Origin of the sequence: Citrobacter sp. Cpo100, assembly GCF_030332595.1 — a bacterium.
GTDB classification, from domain to species: domain Bacteria; phylum Pseudomonadota; class Gammaproteobacteria; order Enterobacterales; family Enterobacteriaceae; genus Citrobacter; species Citrobacter portucalensis.
The window spans coordinates 49,067-64,651 of the sequence record NZ_JAOWHM010000026.1 but is presented as its reverse complement, the minus strand read 5'-3'; the positions used below and the strand labels follow the sequence as shown (position 1 = coordinate 64,651).

At 54.7% G+C, this 15,585-nt stretch carries 10 protein-coding genes; 5 read left to right on the top strand and 5 right to left on the bottom strand.

What is annotated here, in order from left to right:
* Positions 1-149 precede the first annotated feature (149 nt).
* The 4 genes from gltB to OGX96_RS03760 all read left to right on the top strand — a co-directional run bounded on the left by gltB (position 150) and on the right by OGX96_RS03760 (position 8,808).
* Positions 150-4,610 (top strand): glutamate synthase large subunit, encoded by a 4,461-nt coding sequence (gltB, locus tag OGX96_RS03775; RefSeq protein ID WP_286582285.1) that lies wholly within the window; start codon positions 150-152, stop codon positions 4,608-4,610.
* A 12-nt stretch (positions 4,611-4,622) separates the two neighbouring features.
* Entirely contained in the window at positions 4,623-6,041 is a 1,419-nt protein-coding gene (locus OGX96_RS03770) for a glutamate synthase small subunit (RefSeq protein WP_032945128.1), read from the top strand.
* Positions 6,042-6,287: 246 nt separating this feature from the next.
* Positions 6,288-7,538, top strand: a complete 1,251-nt coding sequence (codB, locus tag OGX96_RS03765; RefSeq protein WP_198801729.1) for a cytosine permease — start codon at positions 6,288-6,290, stop codon at positions 7,536-7,538.
* Positions 7,528-8,808, top strand: a complete 1,281-nt coding sequence (locus OGX96_RS03760) for a cytosine deaminase (protein ID WP_071444706.1) — start codon at positions 7,528-7,530, stop codon at positions 8,806-8,808. Before codB ends, OGX96_RS03760 begins: the two co-directional genes overlap by 11 nt.
* A 58-nt stretch (positions 8,809-8,866) precedes the next feature.
* Here the strand turns inward: OGX96_RS03760 and nanQ are convergent, their stop codons facing one another.
* The 5 genes from nanQ to nanR all read right to left on the bottom strand — a co-directional run bounded on the left by nanQ (position 8,867) and on the right by nanR (position 13,847).
* Positions 8,867-9,334 (bottom strand): N-acetylneuraminate anomerase, encoded by a 468-nt coding sequence (gene nanQ, locus OGX96_RS03755; protein ID WP_048216381.1) that lies wholly within the window; start codon positions 9,332-9,334, stop codon positions 8,867-8,869.
* 2 nt (positions 9,335-9,336) lie between these two features.
* A complete protein-coding gene (nanK, locus tag OGX96_RS03750) occupies positions 9,337-10,206 on the bottom strand; it encodes an N-acetylmannosamine kinase (protein WP_286582281.1) in 870 nt (289 codons plus the stop codon).
* Positions 10,207-10,302: 96 nt separating this feature from the next.
* On the bottom strand, positions 10,303-11,793 hold the full coding sequence (nanT, locus tag OGX96_RS03745; RefSeq protein WP_003828791.1) for a sialic acid transporter NanT: 1,491 nt from the start codon (positions 11,791-11,793) through the stop codon (positions 10,303-10,305).
* 109 nt (positions 11,794-11,902) lie between these two features.
* Positions 11,903-12,796, bottom strand: coding sequence for an N-acetylneuraminate lyase (gene nanA, locus OGX96_RS03740; protein WP_003828793.1), 894 nt, complete (start codon positions 12,794-12,796; stop codon positions 11,903-11,905).
* Positions 12,797-13,055: 259 nt separating this feature from the next.
* Entirely contained in the window at positions 13,056-13,847 is a 792-nt protein-coding gene (gene nanR, locus OGX96_RS03735) for a transcriptional regulator NanR (protein WP_008785946.1), read from the bottom strand.
* 359 nt (positions 13,848-14,206) lie between these two features.
* Between nanR and dcuC the strand changes: the two genes are divergently transcribed.
* Positions 14,207-15,574 (top strand): anaerobic C4-dicarboxylate transporter DcuC, encoded by a 1,368-nt coding sequence (gene dcuC, locus OGX96_RS03730; RefSeq protein WP_060683127.1) that lies wholly within the window; start codon positions 14,207-14,209, stop codon positions 15,572-15,574.
* Positions 15,575-15,585: the final 11 nt, after the last annotated feature.

Genomic DNA, 15,585 nt, shown 5'->3' with positions numbered 1-15,585 from the left:
CCTCAAACTTGTTTGACCTATGCGAAAAGGATAAAGAGGGCGAATGCGAGGTAAGCGTATGACACGCAAACCCCGTCGCCATGCTCTTGGTGTGCCCGTGCGCAACGGTCCAGATGGGAATCCCGCAGAGCCTGGGGAGGTTCACTGATATGTTGTACGATAAATCCCTTGAGAGGGATAACTGTGGTTTCGGCCTGATCGCCCACATAGAAGGCGAACCTAGCCACAAGGTAGTGCGTACCGCCATACACGCACTGGCCCGCATGCAGCACCGTGGCGCAATTCTAGCCGATGGTAAAACCGGCGATGGTTGCGGTTTGCTGTTACAAAAACCTGACCGCTTTTTCCGCATCGTGGCGCAAGAGCGCGGCTGGCGTTTAGCTAAAAACTACGCCGTCGGCATGATCTTTTTAAATAAAGACGCTGAACTGGCTGCGGCTTCTCGTCGCATTATCGAAGAAGAATTACAGCAGGAGACCCTGTCGATTGTCGGCTGGCGCGACGTGCCGACCAACGAAGGTGTTCTCGGTGAAATCGCCCTCTCCTCCCTGCCTCGTATCGAGCAAATTTTTGTCAACGCCCCTGCGGGCTGGCGTCCGCGTGATATGGAGCGCCGCCTGTTCATCGCGCGCCGTCGCATCGAAAAACGCCTCCAGGACGATAAAGACTTCTACGTCTGTAGCTTGTCGAACCTGGTCAATATCTATAAAGGTCTGTGTATGCCGGCGGATCTGCCGCGCTTTTACCTGGACCTGGCGGATCTGCGTCTGGAATCGGCCATCTGCCTGTTCCACCAGCGCTTCTCCACCAATACCGTACCGCGCTGGCCGCTGGCGCAACCGTTCCGCTACCTGGCGCATAACGGTGAAATCAACACCATCACCGGCAACCGCCAGTGGGCACGCGCACGTACCTATAAATTCCAGACGCCACTGATCCCAGACCTGCACGACGCCGCACCGTTCGTTAACGAAACCGGCTCCGACTCCAGCTCAATGGATAACATGCTGGAACTGCTGCTGGCTGGCGGGATGGACATTATCCGTGCCATGCGTTTACTGGTGCCGCCGGCCTGGCAGAACAACCCGGATATGGACCCGGAGCTGCGCGCGTTCTTTGACTTTAACTCCATGCACATGGAGCCGTGGGATGGCCCGGCGGGCATTGTTATGTCCGACGGCCGCTTTGCCGCCTGTAACCTTGACCGTAACGGCCTGCGTCCGGCGCGCTACGTCATCACCAAAGACAAGCTGATTACCTGCGCCTCTGAAGTTGGGATCTGGGATTATCAGCCGGATGAAGTCGTCGAGAAAGGTCGCGTCGGCCCTGGCGAGCTGATGGTTATCGATACCCGCAGCGGGCGCATTCTGCACTCCGCCGAAACCGATGACGATCTGAAAAGCCGCCATCCGTACAAAGAGTGGATGGAGAAGAACGTCCGCTGTCTGGTGCCGTTCGAAGACCTCGCTGACGATCAGGTCGGCAGCCGCGAACTGGACGATGACACGCTCGCCAGCTATCAGAAACAGTTTAACTACAGCGCCGAAGAGCTGGATTCCGTGATCCGCGTGCTCGGTGAAAACGGTCAGGAAGCGGTCGGCTCAATGGGTGATGATACCCCGTTTGCGGTGCTCTCAAGCCAGCCACGCATCATTTATGACTACTTCCGCCAGCAGTTCGCGCAGGTGACTAACCCGCCGATCGACCCGCTGCGTGAAGCGCACGTTATGTCGCTGGCCACCAGCATCGGTCGTGAGATGAACGTCTTCTGCGAAGCCGAAGGTCAGGCACACCGCCTGAGCTTTAAATCGCCGATCCTGCTGTACTCCGATTTCACCCAGCTCACCACCATGAAAGAGGAGCATTACCGCGCCGACCGTCTCGATATCACCTTCGACGTGACCGAAACCACCCTCGAAGAGACCGTCAAGGCATTGTGCGATAAGGCGGAACAGATGGTGCGTAACGGTACGGTGCTGCTGGTGCTCTCTGACCGTAACATCGCGAAAAACCGCCTGCCGGTTCCGGCACCGATGGCCGTAGGCGCAGTGCAAACGCGTCTGGTAGAACAAAGTCTGCGTTGCGACGCCAACATCATCGTTGAAACCGCCAGTGCCCGCGACCCGCACCATTTTGCTGTCCTGCTCGGCTTTGGCGCGACGGCCATTTATCCGTATCTCGCGTATGAAACGCTGGGACGACTGATCGACACTCAGGCGATTGCCAAAGATTACCGGACCGTGATGCTGAACTACCGTAACGGCATCAACAAAGGTCTGTACAAAATCATGTCCAAAATGGGCATCTCGACCATTGCCTCTTACCGCTGCTCGAAGCTGTTTGAAGCCGTTGGTCTGCATGATGATGTCGTGGCGCTGTGCTTCCAGGGCGTGGTCAGCCGCATCAGCGGCGCAGGGTTTAGCGACTTCCAGCAGGATCTGCTGAACCTCTCCAAACATGCATGGCTGGCACGTAAACCTATCAGCCAGGGCGGTTTGCTCAAATACGTCCACGGCGGCGAATACCATGCCTACAACCCGGACGTGGTGCGCACGCTGCAACAGGCGGTACAAAGCGGCGAGTACAGCGACTATCAGGAATATGCCAAGCTGGTCAATGAGCGTCCGGCGGCCACGCTGCGCGATCTGCTGGCGATAACGCCTGGCGATGAAGCCGTAAGCATTAGCGAAGTAGAACCCGCGACCGAACTGTTTAAACGCTTTGATACCGCAGCTATGTCCATCGGCGCATTAAGCCCCGAAGCACACGAAGCGCTGGCCGAAGCCATGAACAGCATCGGCGGCAACTCGAACTCCGGTGAAGGCGGCGAAGACCCGGCGCGCTATGGCACCAATAAAGTGTCGCGCATTAAGCAGGTTGCTTCCGGTCGCTTTGGCGTAACCCCGGCGTATCTGGTCAACGCCGATGTCATCCAGATTAAAGTCGCTCAGGGCGCGAAACCTGGCGAAGGCGGTCAGTTACCGGGTGATAAAGTCACCCCGTACATCGCCAAACTGCGCTATTCGGTACCGGGCGTGACGCTGATCTCCCCGCCGCCGCACCACGATATTTACTCTATCGAAGACTTAGCGCAGCTGATTTTCGACCTCAAACAGGTCAACCCGAAAGCGATGATCTCCGTGAAGCTGGTTTCCGAACCAGGCGTTGGCACCATCGCCACAGGCGTGGCGAAAGCCTATGCGGATCTGATCACCATTGCTGGCTACGATGGCGGTACCGGCGCAAGCCCGCTCTCCTCGGTGAAATATGCGGGCTGCCCGTGGGAACTCGGTCTGGTGGAAACCCAGCAGGCGCTGGTCGCTAACGGTCTGCGTCACAAGATTCGCCTGCAGGTTGATGGCGGTCTGAAAACCGGTGTCGATATCATTAAAGCGGCGATTCTGGGTGCGGAAAGCTTCGGCTTCGGTACCGGTCCAATGGTGGCGCTGGGCTGTAAATACCTGCGTATTTGCCACCTGAACAACTGCGCAACCGGCGTGGCGACTCAGGATGACAAACTGCGTAAGAATCACTATCACGGCCTGCCGTTCAAAGTGACTAACTACTTTGAATTTATCGCCCGCGAAGTCCGTGAGCTGATGGCGCAACTGGGTGTGAAGCGTCTGGTGGATCTGATTGGTCGTACCGACCTGCTCAAAGAGCTGGAAGGGTTTACCGCCAAGCAACAGAAACTGGAGCTGTCTCGTCTGCTGGAAACCGCCGAACCGCATCCGGGTAAAGCGCTGCATTGCACCGAGAACAACCCGCCGTTTGATAACGGCGTGCTGAACGCTCAGTTGTTACAGCAAGCGAAACCGTTTGTCGACGAGCGCCAGAGTAAAACCTTCTGGTTCGATATCCGCAACACCGACCGTTCCGTTGGCGCGTCGCTGTCGGGCTATATCGCGCAAACGCATGGCGATCAGGGGCTGGCGTCTGACCCAATCAAAGCGCACTTCAGCGGTACCGCAGGCCAGAGCTTCGGCGTGTGGAACGCGGGCGGCGTGGAGTTGTATCTGACCGGTGATGCCAACGACTATGTCGGTAAAGGTATGGCGGGCGGTCTGCTGGCAGTGCGTCCTCCGGTTGGCTCTGCTTTCCGTAGCCATGAGGCGAGCATCATTGGTAACACCTGTCTGTATGGCGCCACCGGTGGCCGCCTGTTTGCCGCGGGTCGTGCAGGTGAGCGCTTTGCAGTACGTAACTCCGGCGCAATCACCGTGGTTGAAGGTATTGGCGACAACGGCTGCGAATATATGACCGGCGGCATCGTCTGTATTCTCGGAAAAACGGGCGTCAATTTCGGAGCGGGTATGACGGGCGGATTCGCCTACGTGCTCGACGAAGACGGTGAGTTCCGCAAACGCGTGAACCCGGAACTGGTAGAAGTGCTGAACGTGGACTCGCTGGCTATCCACGAGGAACACCTGCGCGGTTTGATTACCGAGCACGTACAGCATACCGGCTCTTCACACGGCGAAGAGATCCTGGCTAACTGGCCAGCATTCTCGGCGAAATTCGCGCTGGTAAAACCAAAATCCAGTGATGTGAAAGCACTGTTGGGTCACCGTAGTCGTAGCGCAGCAGAGCTGCGTGTGCAGGCGCAGTAAGGGGTAGCAGCAATGAGTCAGAACGTATACCAATTTATCGACCTGCAGCGCGTTGATCCGCCTAAGAAGCCGCTGAAGATCCGTAAGATCGAGTTTATCGAGATCTACGAGCCGTTTTCCGAAGGCCAGGCCAAAGCACAGGCAGACCGCTGCCTGTCCTGCGGTAACCCGTACTGCGAGTGGAAGTGCCCGGTGCATAACTACATCCCGAACTGGCTGAAACTGGCGAACGAGGGGCGTATTTTTGAAGCGGCAGAACTGTCGCACCAGACCAACACTCTGCCGGAAGTCTGTGGCCGCGTGTGCCCACAGGATCGTCTGTGTGAAGGATCCTGTACGCTGAACGATGAGTTCGGCGCGGTGACTATCGGTAACATCGAGCGCTATATCAACGATAAAGCATTCGAAATGGGCTGGCGCCCGGATATGACCGGCGTGCGTCAAACCGACAAGCGCGTGGCGATCATCGGTGCCGGTCCGGCAGGCCTGGCCTGTGCTGATGTGCTGACCCGCAACGGCGTGAAGGCGGTGGTATTTGACCGCCACCCGGAAATCGGCGGTCTGCTGACCTTCGGTATTCCAGCCTTCAAACTGGAAAAAGAGGTGATGACCCGCCGTCGTGAAATCTTCACCGATATGGGCATTGAGTTCAAATTGAACGTGGAAGTGGGCCGCGATGTACAGCTTGACGATCTGCTGAAAGATTATGACGCCGTGTTCCTTGGCGTAGGTACCTATCAGTCGATGCGCGGTGGGCTGGAAAACGAAGACGCTTCCGGTGTGTTTGATGCCCTGCCGTTCCTGATCGCCAATACCAAACAGTTGATGGGCTTTGGCGAAAGCAGCGACGAGCCGTACATCAGCATGGAAGGCAAACGCGTCGTCGTTCTCGGCGGTGGCGATACCGCGATGGACTGCGTGCGGACCTCGGTTCGCCAGAACGCAGCACATGTCATCTGCGCTTATCGTCGTGACGAAGAGAACATGCCGGGTTCCAAACGCGAAGTGAAAAATGCGCGTGAAGAAGGCGTCGAATTCCAGTTCAACGTCCAGCCTTTAGGCGTGGAAGTGAACGCCAACGGTAAGGTATGCGGTGTGAAAATGGCGCGTACCGAAATGGGTGAACCGGATGCGAAGGGCCGTCGCCGTGCGGAGATCGTCGCCGGTTCCGAACACGTTGTTCCGGCAGATGCGGTGGTACTGGCGTTTGGCTTCCGTCCGCACAGTATGGAGTGGCTGGCAAAACACAGCGTCGAACTGGATTCTCAGGGCCGCATTATTGCTCCAGAGCGCAGCGACAACGCCTTCCAGACCAGCAACCCGAAAATCTTCGCCGGTGGCGACATCGTGCGCGGTTCGGATCTGGTAGTCACCGCGATTGCCGAAGGTCGTAAAGCGGCAGACGGTATCCTGAACTACCTGGAAGTGTAATACAGCCTCTTAAGGCATCTCATCTGCTCTGGTGGGTGAGATGCCAAATTCCTGCCGCATACCGCCAAACCTGCCGATTAAGCCAGTCTGACAACACGTTTAGTAAACAGGGCAAATAACCTTAACACCCCAAACAGATCAACATCATGAATAATAACCATGTAAAAATCAGACGAAAACGTTTGCTTTACGTTGAGAACTGTATATTATGCGGCGGATTTTTTGGGCAAAATTCATGGAGGCGTTGTGTCGCAAGACAACAATTATAGCCAGGGCCCCGTCCCTCTGGCGGCGCGAAAAGGCGTAGTTCCACTAACATTTGTCATGTTGGGACTCACATTCTTTTCCGCCAGTATGTGGACCGGTGGCACACTCGGTACCGGTCTTTCTTATAATGATTTCTTCCTGGCAGTTCTCTTCGGTAATCTTCTCCTCGGTATTTACACTGCATTTCTCGGTTTTATCGGCGCAAAAACAGGGCTCTCAACCCACCTTCTGGCGCGTTACTCATTTGGTGTGAAAGGTTCATGGCTTCCCTCTCTGCTGTTAGGCGGCACACAGGTAGGCTGGTTTGGCGTTGGTGTGGCCATGTTTGCTATCCCGGTTGGCAAAGCGACGGGAATTGACGTCAATATCCTGATTGCGGTTTCCGGTCTGTTGATGACCCTGACCATCTTTTTTGGCATCTCAGCGCTGACCGTTTTATCAATCATCGCCGTACCTGCCATCGTTGTTCTTGGCAGCTACTCCGTCTGGCTGGCGGTGAGCGATGTCGGCGGTTTGGAGCATTTAAAAGCGATAGTGCCGCAAACGCCGCTGGATTTCTCCACCGCACTGGCGCTGGTAGTCGGCTCGTTTGTCAGCGCAGGGACGTTAACCGCTGACTTCGTCCGTTTTGGCCGCAACGCCAAAGGCGCGGTGCTGATCGCCATGGTGGCGTTTTTCCTTGGCAACTCCTTGATGTTCATCTTCGGCGCTGCGGGCGCGGCTGCGGTTGGACAGGCGGATATCTCTGACGTGATGATTGCCCAGGGACTGCTGCTGCCCGCAATCATCGTTCTTGGTCTGAATATCTGGACCACCAACGATAATGCGCTGTACGCATCGGGCCTGGGATTTGCCAATATTACCGGCCTTTCCAGCCGTACGCTGTCGGTGGCTAACGGTATTATTGGCACACTGTGCGCGCTGTGGCTTTACAATAACTTTGTCGGCTGGCTGACATTTCTGTCGGCAGCGATTCCCCCGATTGGCGGGGTGATCATCGCCGACTATCTGCTGAACCATAGCCGCTATGCCGACTTCAGCAAAGCGCAATTTATTTCCGTAAACTGGATAGCGATCCTGTCCGTTGCACTGGGCATTGCCGCAGGCCACTATATTCCCGGCATCGTGCCCGTCAATGCCGTACTCGGCGGCGTATTCAGCTATATCCTGCTGAATCCACTTTTCAATCGCAGCCTTGCTAAATCCCCGGAGGTCAGCCATGCAGAATAATAACATCACCATTCATCAGGCGCGTTTACAGGGACGTGAAGGGTTATGGCAAATCACGATTGAAAACGGGCGCTTTAGCCGTATTGAGCCTCAAGACGCAGCGACGTTACCACAGGGTGAAGTGCTTGATGCTGAAGGCGGTCTGGCTATCCCACCGTTCGTTGAGCCACATATCCATCTGGACACTACGCAAACCGCGGGCGAGCCGAGCTGGAATCAGTCTGGTACGCTGTTTGAGGGCATTGAACGCTGGGCTGAACGTAAGGCAATGCTCACTCACGAAGACGTCAAAGCGCGCGCCATGCAGACCCTGAAGTGGCAGATGGCCAACGGCATCCAGTATGTCCGTACTCACGTTGACGTTTCCGACCCTACGTTGACGGCGCTAAAAGCCATGCTGGAGGTGAAGCAAGAAGTCGCTCCGTGGGTAGAGCTACAGATTGTCGCGTTCCCGCAAGAAGGCATTCTTTCTTATCCCAACGGTGAAGCGCTCCTGGAGGAAGCCGTGCGTCTGGGCGCCGACGTCATTGGCGCGATCCCGCACTTTGAATTCACGCGTGAATATGGCGTAGAGTCGCTGCATAAGATTTTCGCTCTGGCGCAAAAATACGACAAACTTATCGACGTGCACTGTGACGAAATCGATGATGAGCAATCCCGCTTTGTTGAAACCGTTGCGGCGCTGGCGCATCGCTACAATATGGGCGAGCGCGTGACCGCCAGCCATACCACGGCGATGCATTCCTACAACGGCGCGTATGCTTCCCGTCTTTTCCGCCTGTTGAAAATGTCCGGCATTAACTTTGTCGCAAATCCACTGGTGAATATTCACCTGCAAGGGCGCTTTGACACTTATCCTAAGCGTCGTGGTGTTACGCGCGTCAAAGAGATGCTGGAAGCGGATATCAACGTCTGCTTCGGTCATGATGACGTCTTCGATCCGTGGTATCCGCTGGGCACTGCGAATATGCTGCAGGTGCTGCATATGGGATTACACGTGTGCCAGCTGATGGGATACGGACAAATTAACGATGGGTTGAACCTGGTCACCACCCACAGCGCGAAAACCCTGCACCTGCAGGACTACGGTCTGAACGTGGGGAATTCTGCGAATCTGGTGATTTTGCCTGCAGAAAATGGGTTTGACGCGGTTCGTCGCCAGACGCCTGCCCGTTATTCCATTCGTCATGGTCGAGTCATTGCCGAGACGGTCCCAAGCCAAACCACACTGCATCTGACGCAGCCAGAAACGGTGACGTTTAAGCGCTAGGTCGTTACATTCCATGTCGGATGGCGTTAGCCCTGCCATCCGACACAGTCTCTCATTCTCAAGCTTGTAATAAGCTGGCGCGGACTTTGATCACCACTTTTTTGATGTCCATCGGGGCCTGCACCACACAACCCGGTTTATGCGGCTCGCCCGGCATAAAAATCACAAATTTTCCCGGCTTCAGTACCATAGCCTGTTCATCGGCAATCTGGCTGCACAGCTGATAATCATCCTCGATGTGCATCTCTTCACAGTGACGAGCAGAATCTGTCATCCCGAACAGAATCCGTTCTTCGCCGGACAACAGCATCTGAATATCAATGTACTGCTGATGCAGCTCCGCTTTCTTATGCTCTGGGCTCTGCGTTGTAAATTGCATGACATTCATAAAAATATTCTCGCCCTGCAACGTGTAGCGCCCAGGCGTCTTCTCCTGCGGATTCGCCGCAATGGCAAGCGTTAACGCCTGCTGCAAGACCGGATGTAATCCGGCAGAAGGCAGTGAATTCAACGCATCTGATATCATCATCATTCTCCCTGGGCCAACAGCGCGGCCCCCAGTAATCCAGCGTCATGACGGTAATGCGCCGCCAGCAATTCCACGTGATAGGCCAAAGGCTCTTGTGCCAGATAATGTTCCACCAGCGCCAGATACCCTTCAGCCAGCCCAACGCTGCCGCCAATGACCACGCACTGACAATCAGTCGTGGCCTTCACATCGGCAACAAGCCTTGCCAAAGTACGCGCTGAGCGATGGATCAACCGGCTTGCCTGCTCATCCCCCTGCCCGGCACGGCTAAAAATAGTTTTGGCGTCGCATCCGGCAAGCGCGCCTTCGGCAGCCGCCGCTATTCCACGACCGGATGCGATCGCCTCAACGCAGCCCACACGCCCGCAGCCGCAAACAGGCCCATGCGGATCGGCCAGCGTATGTCCCAGATGCCCAGCCAAACCGCCGACTCCAGTCAGCAGTTTCCCACCGCTGACGACTCCCCCGCCAACGCCTGTGGAGACGGTAATAAACACCAGATCGCGGTACTCACCACCAAGCGCATGGTACTCAGCCCACGCCGCTGCCTGTGCGTCATTGACGGCCAGCGTCGGCAGGCCGGTGATTTGTTCCAGCGTTTGTGTCAGCGGAAAATGCATCAACCCGCCGAGGTTATGCGGATTCAGCGCCAGTAAAGCCCCCTCACGGATAATCCCCGTCGAGGCGATCGCCACCCGATTAGCACGCCCCTGTAGCGGTGCAACCAGTGTTTGTAACGCGGCGCGCAGCGCTTGCGGCGTTTTACTGGCAGGCGTCGGAAGTTCACGCCGCTCGCGGACTTGCAGATTGTTGTCTATCAGCGCGGCAGCCAATTTGGTGCCGCCAATATCAATCGCCAATGTGGTCATGACGCCGCCTCATGCATCGTGGTGGCGCTCTGTAGCTCAAAGAACGACATATTCTTCCCTTACGGCTATTGCCCGGTTCAGCACCGGGCAACTGGATTAACTTTTGGATTTCACCATAGTGCTTTTGTCACCGCCGAACGGCACGGCACCGCTAAACGGTCGACCATCAATGGCATCATGCGTACGCAACGCTTCAGGACGCAGCCAGCGCTGTACACGGGACGGCATATCAAGACCAATCAGCAGGATCACTACAAATGTCAGGCCGAAAGAGAGCGATCCCAGCGCGGTACCCAGATCCAGACGTTGGGCAATCAGTGCGCCGATGATCGGTGCCAAAGCCCCGCCCAGTGCGCCCACGTTATAGGTGAAGCCCAATCCCGCCGCACGCTGATCGGTATCGAAATAGCCGCCAATCAGTTTTGGTAAGATCCCGGAGATCCCCTGGCCGAGCATTTGTTGGAAAAACAGCAGCAAACCCAGTACCCAGACGTTTGAACCGCCTATCGCAAACACCGGAATAATCAGCAACTGCGAGGCCAACAGACTGCAGACATAAGCTTTACGCGTGCCCAGCCAGTCACCAAGAAAACCGCCGACGCAACAACCGACCGCCGCACCAAAGCCGCTAAAGAAGAGCACTCTGGCCACCGTGGAAGGATCGTACAGCAGTTCGGTTTTCAGATAGGTTGGCAACAGCGCCTGAATCGGCCACGAGTACAGGAAGGCGAATAGCACGACCACCATCAGCATCACGCCCGTCGGCCAGCGTTTCCCGCTGCTTTGCACCATAAAGCTAATGAAGATAAACGCGCATATCAGTCCAAGAACCGCCACGATAGCCGCATTTTGCAGGTTGCCAGCAAAGCAGAACCACAGCGCAGTTGCAGCGGCGAGCGTCATCAGAATATTAATTACCCGATGCTCGCCCCGGTAGAGAATGTCCACCATCGTGCGCACTGGCGCTTTGCCTTCGTGTTTCTCTTTCCAGTCTTCCGCTTCCGGAATATTTTTACGCAGCCAGAGGGCGAAGATAATTGGCAGGATGCCGATGAAGAACAGCGCGCGCCATCCCCAGACCGGGACCACCAGACTGTAAACCTGGGCGGCGATCACGGCACCAACGGAAAAGCCGGAAATCAGGAAACCACTGGCTTTGTTTCGCAGGTGTTTAGGCCAACTTTCAATAACATAGGTTGCGCTGGAGCCATACTCACCGGCCATTCCCATACCGATAACCAGGCGGGCGATAAACATGGTGGTGTAGCCCGGCGCGAAACCGCAGGCCAGCGTTCCCACAGAGAACAGAATGATGCTGGTGACCATTGCCAGGCGGCGTCCGTAGCGGTCGCCCATTGCCCCCAGCATTAACCCGCCAAACCAACGGGAGATAAAGGCGGCCGAGATCAGGCTGGCAGCCTGCACCGTCGTCAGTCCGAATTCGCCCTGCACTTCTGTCAGCACCAGGGCGATTAACACAAAATCGAAACCATCAAGCAAATATCCCAGCCAGGCGGCGGAAAATGCCCGCCATTGTGCCCGATTGAGATGGCGATACCACGGGATGTTCTGGGTAGAAGTACTCATTTTACTCTCCCGACGATTTTTGTTGTTGTGCCGGGTGGTGGCTTTGCCTTACCCGGCCTACGGTCGAAGATCCAGGCCGGGCAAGCGAAGCGCCCCCGGCTACCCGTGATTACGCCTTTTCCGCCAGCAGTTGGTTTGCCAGCGCTTTCAGTTCCGGCAGATAGTGTTCATCTACCGGGGCAAAGGGTTTACGGCACAGTGGGACAGAAACCACATCCATATAGTGCAGTACTGTTTTCAGACCGCGGAATACGCCAACCTTAATAAGCAGATCGATAACCTTATTGCACTCGGTTTGCAGCTTTTGCGCCGTGCGGATGTCACCTTCTTTGAGCGCTTTCACAATTCCCTGATAGCGCCACCCCATGATGTTGTAAGTGCTACCGATACCGCCATCTGCGCCCGCAAGCAGTCCGGAAGCAAAGATCTCGTCATAGCCGTTATAAAGCACCAGATCGGGATGAGCGCGGCGGATCTGTTCCATCTGATAGAGATCGCCCGAAGTTTGCTTCAGTGCGCCAACACCTGGCAGCGTCACCAGTGTGTTGATTTGATCCAGCGTCAGTTTTACGCCACTCAGCGCCGGAATGTTATAGACCACCATCGGTAAACCATCAGCGGAATCAATAATTGCGCGGTAGTGATCGCAATGTTCTTCAAAGCTGAACGGATAGTAAAACGGTGTAACGGCCGAAACAGCATCAAAGCCGTAACGATGTGCCGCACTCGCCAGCTGTTGGCTCTCTTCAGTACTCACCGTGCCAACATGGGCGATCAGCGTCACCTTACCTTTCGCCTCTTCGGCAACAATTTCCAGTACCTGCTCTCTTTCAACGCGGTTTTGGACAAAGGCCTCACCCGTTGAGCCACCGACATAGAGCCCGTCTACACCCTGACCAATGTTGAAACGCACCAGGCGGCGCAAACTCTCGATGTCCAGTCTCTGTTGGTTATCGAATGGGGTTAACAACGCTGGCATTACGCCTTTTAAATCTCTTGCCATAACGACCTCTGACGATGATTAGTGTTATCTAACTGCACACCTTTATACCTGTTATACCAGATCAAATAAGCAGCAATACAATACAGAACGCTTATAGTGCGATCTACTTCACTAAACACTTCATCCTTCGAGCCGCCTCTGCGTTAGCTGCGTTCGCTCACCCCTGTCACATAGTTATCTATGCTCCAGGGAACTCGCTCTCTTGCCGCCTTGATGCAACTTGAATGATTTTGTGTTTAAACGATCGTCGGGATCGCAATCACTTACGCAGCTTTTTACTTTTGCTGAAGGCGTGCCAGGTCGCGGAAACGCTGTTGAGGTGTTCTTGCAGTGCGCGGTCAGCTTCTTCAGGATCGCGCTGGCGAATTGCGTCGACAATAGCGATATGCTGCTGATAACTCACGTTGTTGTGCTCATACAACTCTTGATCGGCGACGGTCGGACGGGCGGCAATCAGCCAGTCTAACAGCGCAACATGGATAGCCATAAAGATAGGATTACCCGGGATCTCAGCCAGTACACGGTGAAAATCAACGTCCGAGCGGATGAACAACGTATTGTCATCGAGCGACTGGCTGTTGATCTCCAGTGCTTTAGCCAGTCTGTCGATTTGCTCATCTGTCGCATGTTCGGCGGCGTATCGTACCAGGCTGGATTCAAAGAACAGTCGCAACTGCTCGAAGTGGGCAATGCCACCGGGATGTGCGAGGAAATCTTTCGCCATACCAGACAGCTCGCTGATGATGGTATCAGCTGAAGGACGCGAAACGCGGGCGCGCTCGCCGTTGTTGATTTGTACCAGACCTTTGCGTTTTAACGCGGCCAGCGCTTCTCGTACAGAAGGACGGCCCACGTTAAAGAAGGCCATCAGCTCCCGCTCAGACGGCAACTGTTCGCCCTCGCCAAATTCCCGACGACGAATCATCTGCTCCAGTTCTTCTTCAACCATTTCAGACAGTTTTTTACGCGCCAACGGGCGATTGCGTAAGCTACGGCCAATGGTGGATGGAGAGTCTTCAGCTTGCGAATCAAATGCGTTCATAGGGTCCATTCAGCTAAGTCGTGGTGACAAACAACAGCGGGTTTATCCTAACACAGGATCGAAAGCAGGGTGAAATGATGGACGATCTGATCCGGCTGGCTTATTGATAATATACGTAACAGCAATATTATTTTAAGCGAGTATCTTCTGCCTCACTTTAATTGAATGGAGTTAAATAGCTTCATGAAAATTATGAATATGAACGTGATTATTTATCATAACCTTCTATTTTATAACGATAAATAATTACATCATCGAATTAAAAATAAGATATTCACTCCATAAAAAATGCCCAGAAAAATATAACATCCGTTTTGACAACAGCATTATTACCGGATTTATCTTCTTCTCTGGCATGGAGTGAAACAATGTTCGGCATCATTATCTCTGTCATCGTTTTATTAACGATGGGTTACCTGATCCTCAAAAACTACAAACCGCAGGTCGTGCTGGCCGCCGCCGGGATCTTCCTGATGATCTGCGGCGTCTGGCTGGGCTACGGCGCGTTGGTCGCTAACGACAAAAGCAGTGGCTATCTACTGGTCGATATTTACAATGAAATTTTGCGTATGCTCTCCAACCGCGCGGCCGGACTGGGGTTATCAATCATGGCGGTGGGCGGTTATGCCCGTTATATGGACAGAATGGGGGCCAGCAGAGCGATGGTTAGCCTGTTAAGTCGCCCGCTCAAGCTAATCCGCTCCCCCTATGTAGTGCTTGCCGCCACCTATGTGATTGGTCAGATCATGGCGCAGTTCATTACCAGCGCATCCGGGTTAGGTATGTTGCTGATGGTGACGCTGTTCCCAACGCTGGTTAGTCTTGGCGTAAGCCGTTTATCCGCTGTTGCGGTCATTGCCACTTCGATGTCGATTGAATGGGGCATTCTGGAAACCAACTCTATTTTTGCCGCGCAGGTCGCGGGCATGAAAATCGCCACCTATTTCTTTCAATACCAGTTGCCCGTCGCGTCGTGTGTCATTGTCGCCGTCGCCATTGCGCATTTTTTCGTTCAGCGTCAATTTGATAAAAAAGCCGCACCGGAAAGTAACGGATTTGCGGAACAAAAGACGCTGGAAAACGTACCCCCGCTCTATTACGCCATTTTGCCGGTGATGCCGCTGATCCTGATGCTGGGCTCGCTTGCCCTTGCACAAATGGGGCTAATGAAAGCAGAGTTGAATCTGGTGGTGGTAATGTTGATGAGCATGACGCTGACTATGTTTGTTGAATTCCTGCATAAACATAATCTGCGCGAAACGATGGATGATGTGCAGGCTTTTTTTGACGGCATGGGGACGCAGTTTGCCAACGTTGTCACCCTGGTGGTCGCCGGTGAAATCTTTGCGAAAGGGTTGACGACTATCGGGACTGTCGATGCCGTAATAAAAGGCGCAGAGCATTCCGGTCTTGGCGGTATCGGCGTGATGATCATCATGGCGGTGGTCATCGCCGCCTGCGCAATCGTCATGGGGTCAGGCAACGCGCCGTTTATGTCTTTTGCCAGCCTCATTCCGGATATTGCCGCCGGGCTGCATATTCCTGCGGTAGTAATGATTATGCCGATGCATTTTGCCACTACGCTTGCCCGCGCGGTGTCACCCATAACCGCTGTAATTGTCGTGACATCGGGTATTGCCGGCGTATCGCCCTTTGAAGTGGTAAAACGTACAGCAATCCCGATGGCAGTAGGATTTGTGGTGAATATGGTAGCCACCATCGCGCTGTTTTATTGATACCAAAGCCA

What these genes read in the sequence shown, in the direction of transcription:
- gltB (WP_286582285.1), top strand. Translation starts at nt 150, where the DNA reads ATGTTGTACGATAAATCCCTTGAGAGGGATAACTGTGGTTTCGGCCTG.
- OGX96_RS03770 (WP_032945128.1), top strand. Translation starts at nt 4,623, where the DNA reads ATGAGTCAGAACGTATACCAATTTATCGACCTGCAGCGCGTTGATCCG.
- OGX96_RS03760 (WP_071444706.1), top strand. Translation starts at nt 7,528, where the DNA reads ATGCAGAATAATAACATCACCATTCATCAGGCGCGTTTACAGGGACGT.
- nanQ (WP_048216381.1), bottom strand. Translation starts at nt 9,334, where the DNA reads ATGATATCAGATGCGTTGAATTCACTGCCTTCTGCCGGATTACATCCG.
- nanK (WP_286582281.1), bottom strand. Translation starts at nt 10,206, where the DNA reads ATGACCACATTGGCGATTGATATTGGCGGCACCAAATTGGCTGCCGCG.
- nanT (WP_003828791.1), bottom strand. Translation starts at nt 11,793, where the DNA reads ATGAGTACTTCTACCCAGAACATCCCGTGGTATCGCCATCTCAATCGG.
- nanA (WP_003828793.1), bottom strand. Translation starts at nt 12,796, where the DNA reads ATGGCAAGAGATTTAAAAGGCGTAATGCCAGCGTTGTTAACCCCATTC.
- nanR (WP_008785946.1), bottom strand. Translation starts at nt 13,847, where the DNA reads ATGGACCCTATGAACGCATTTGATTCGCAAGCTGAAGACTCTCCATCC.
- dcuC (WP_060683127.1), top strand. Translation starts at nt 14,207, where the DNA reads ATGTTCGGCATCATTATCTCTGTCATCGTTTTATTAACGATGGGTTAC.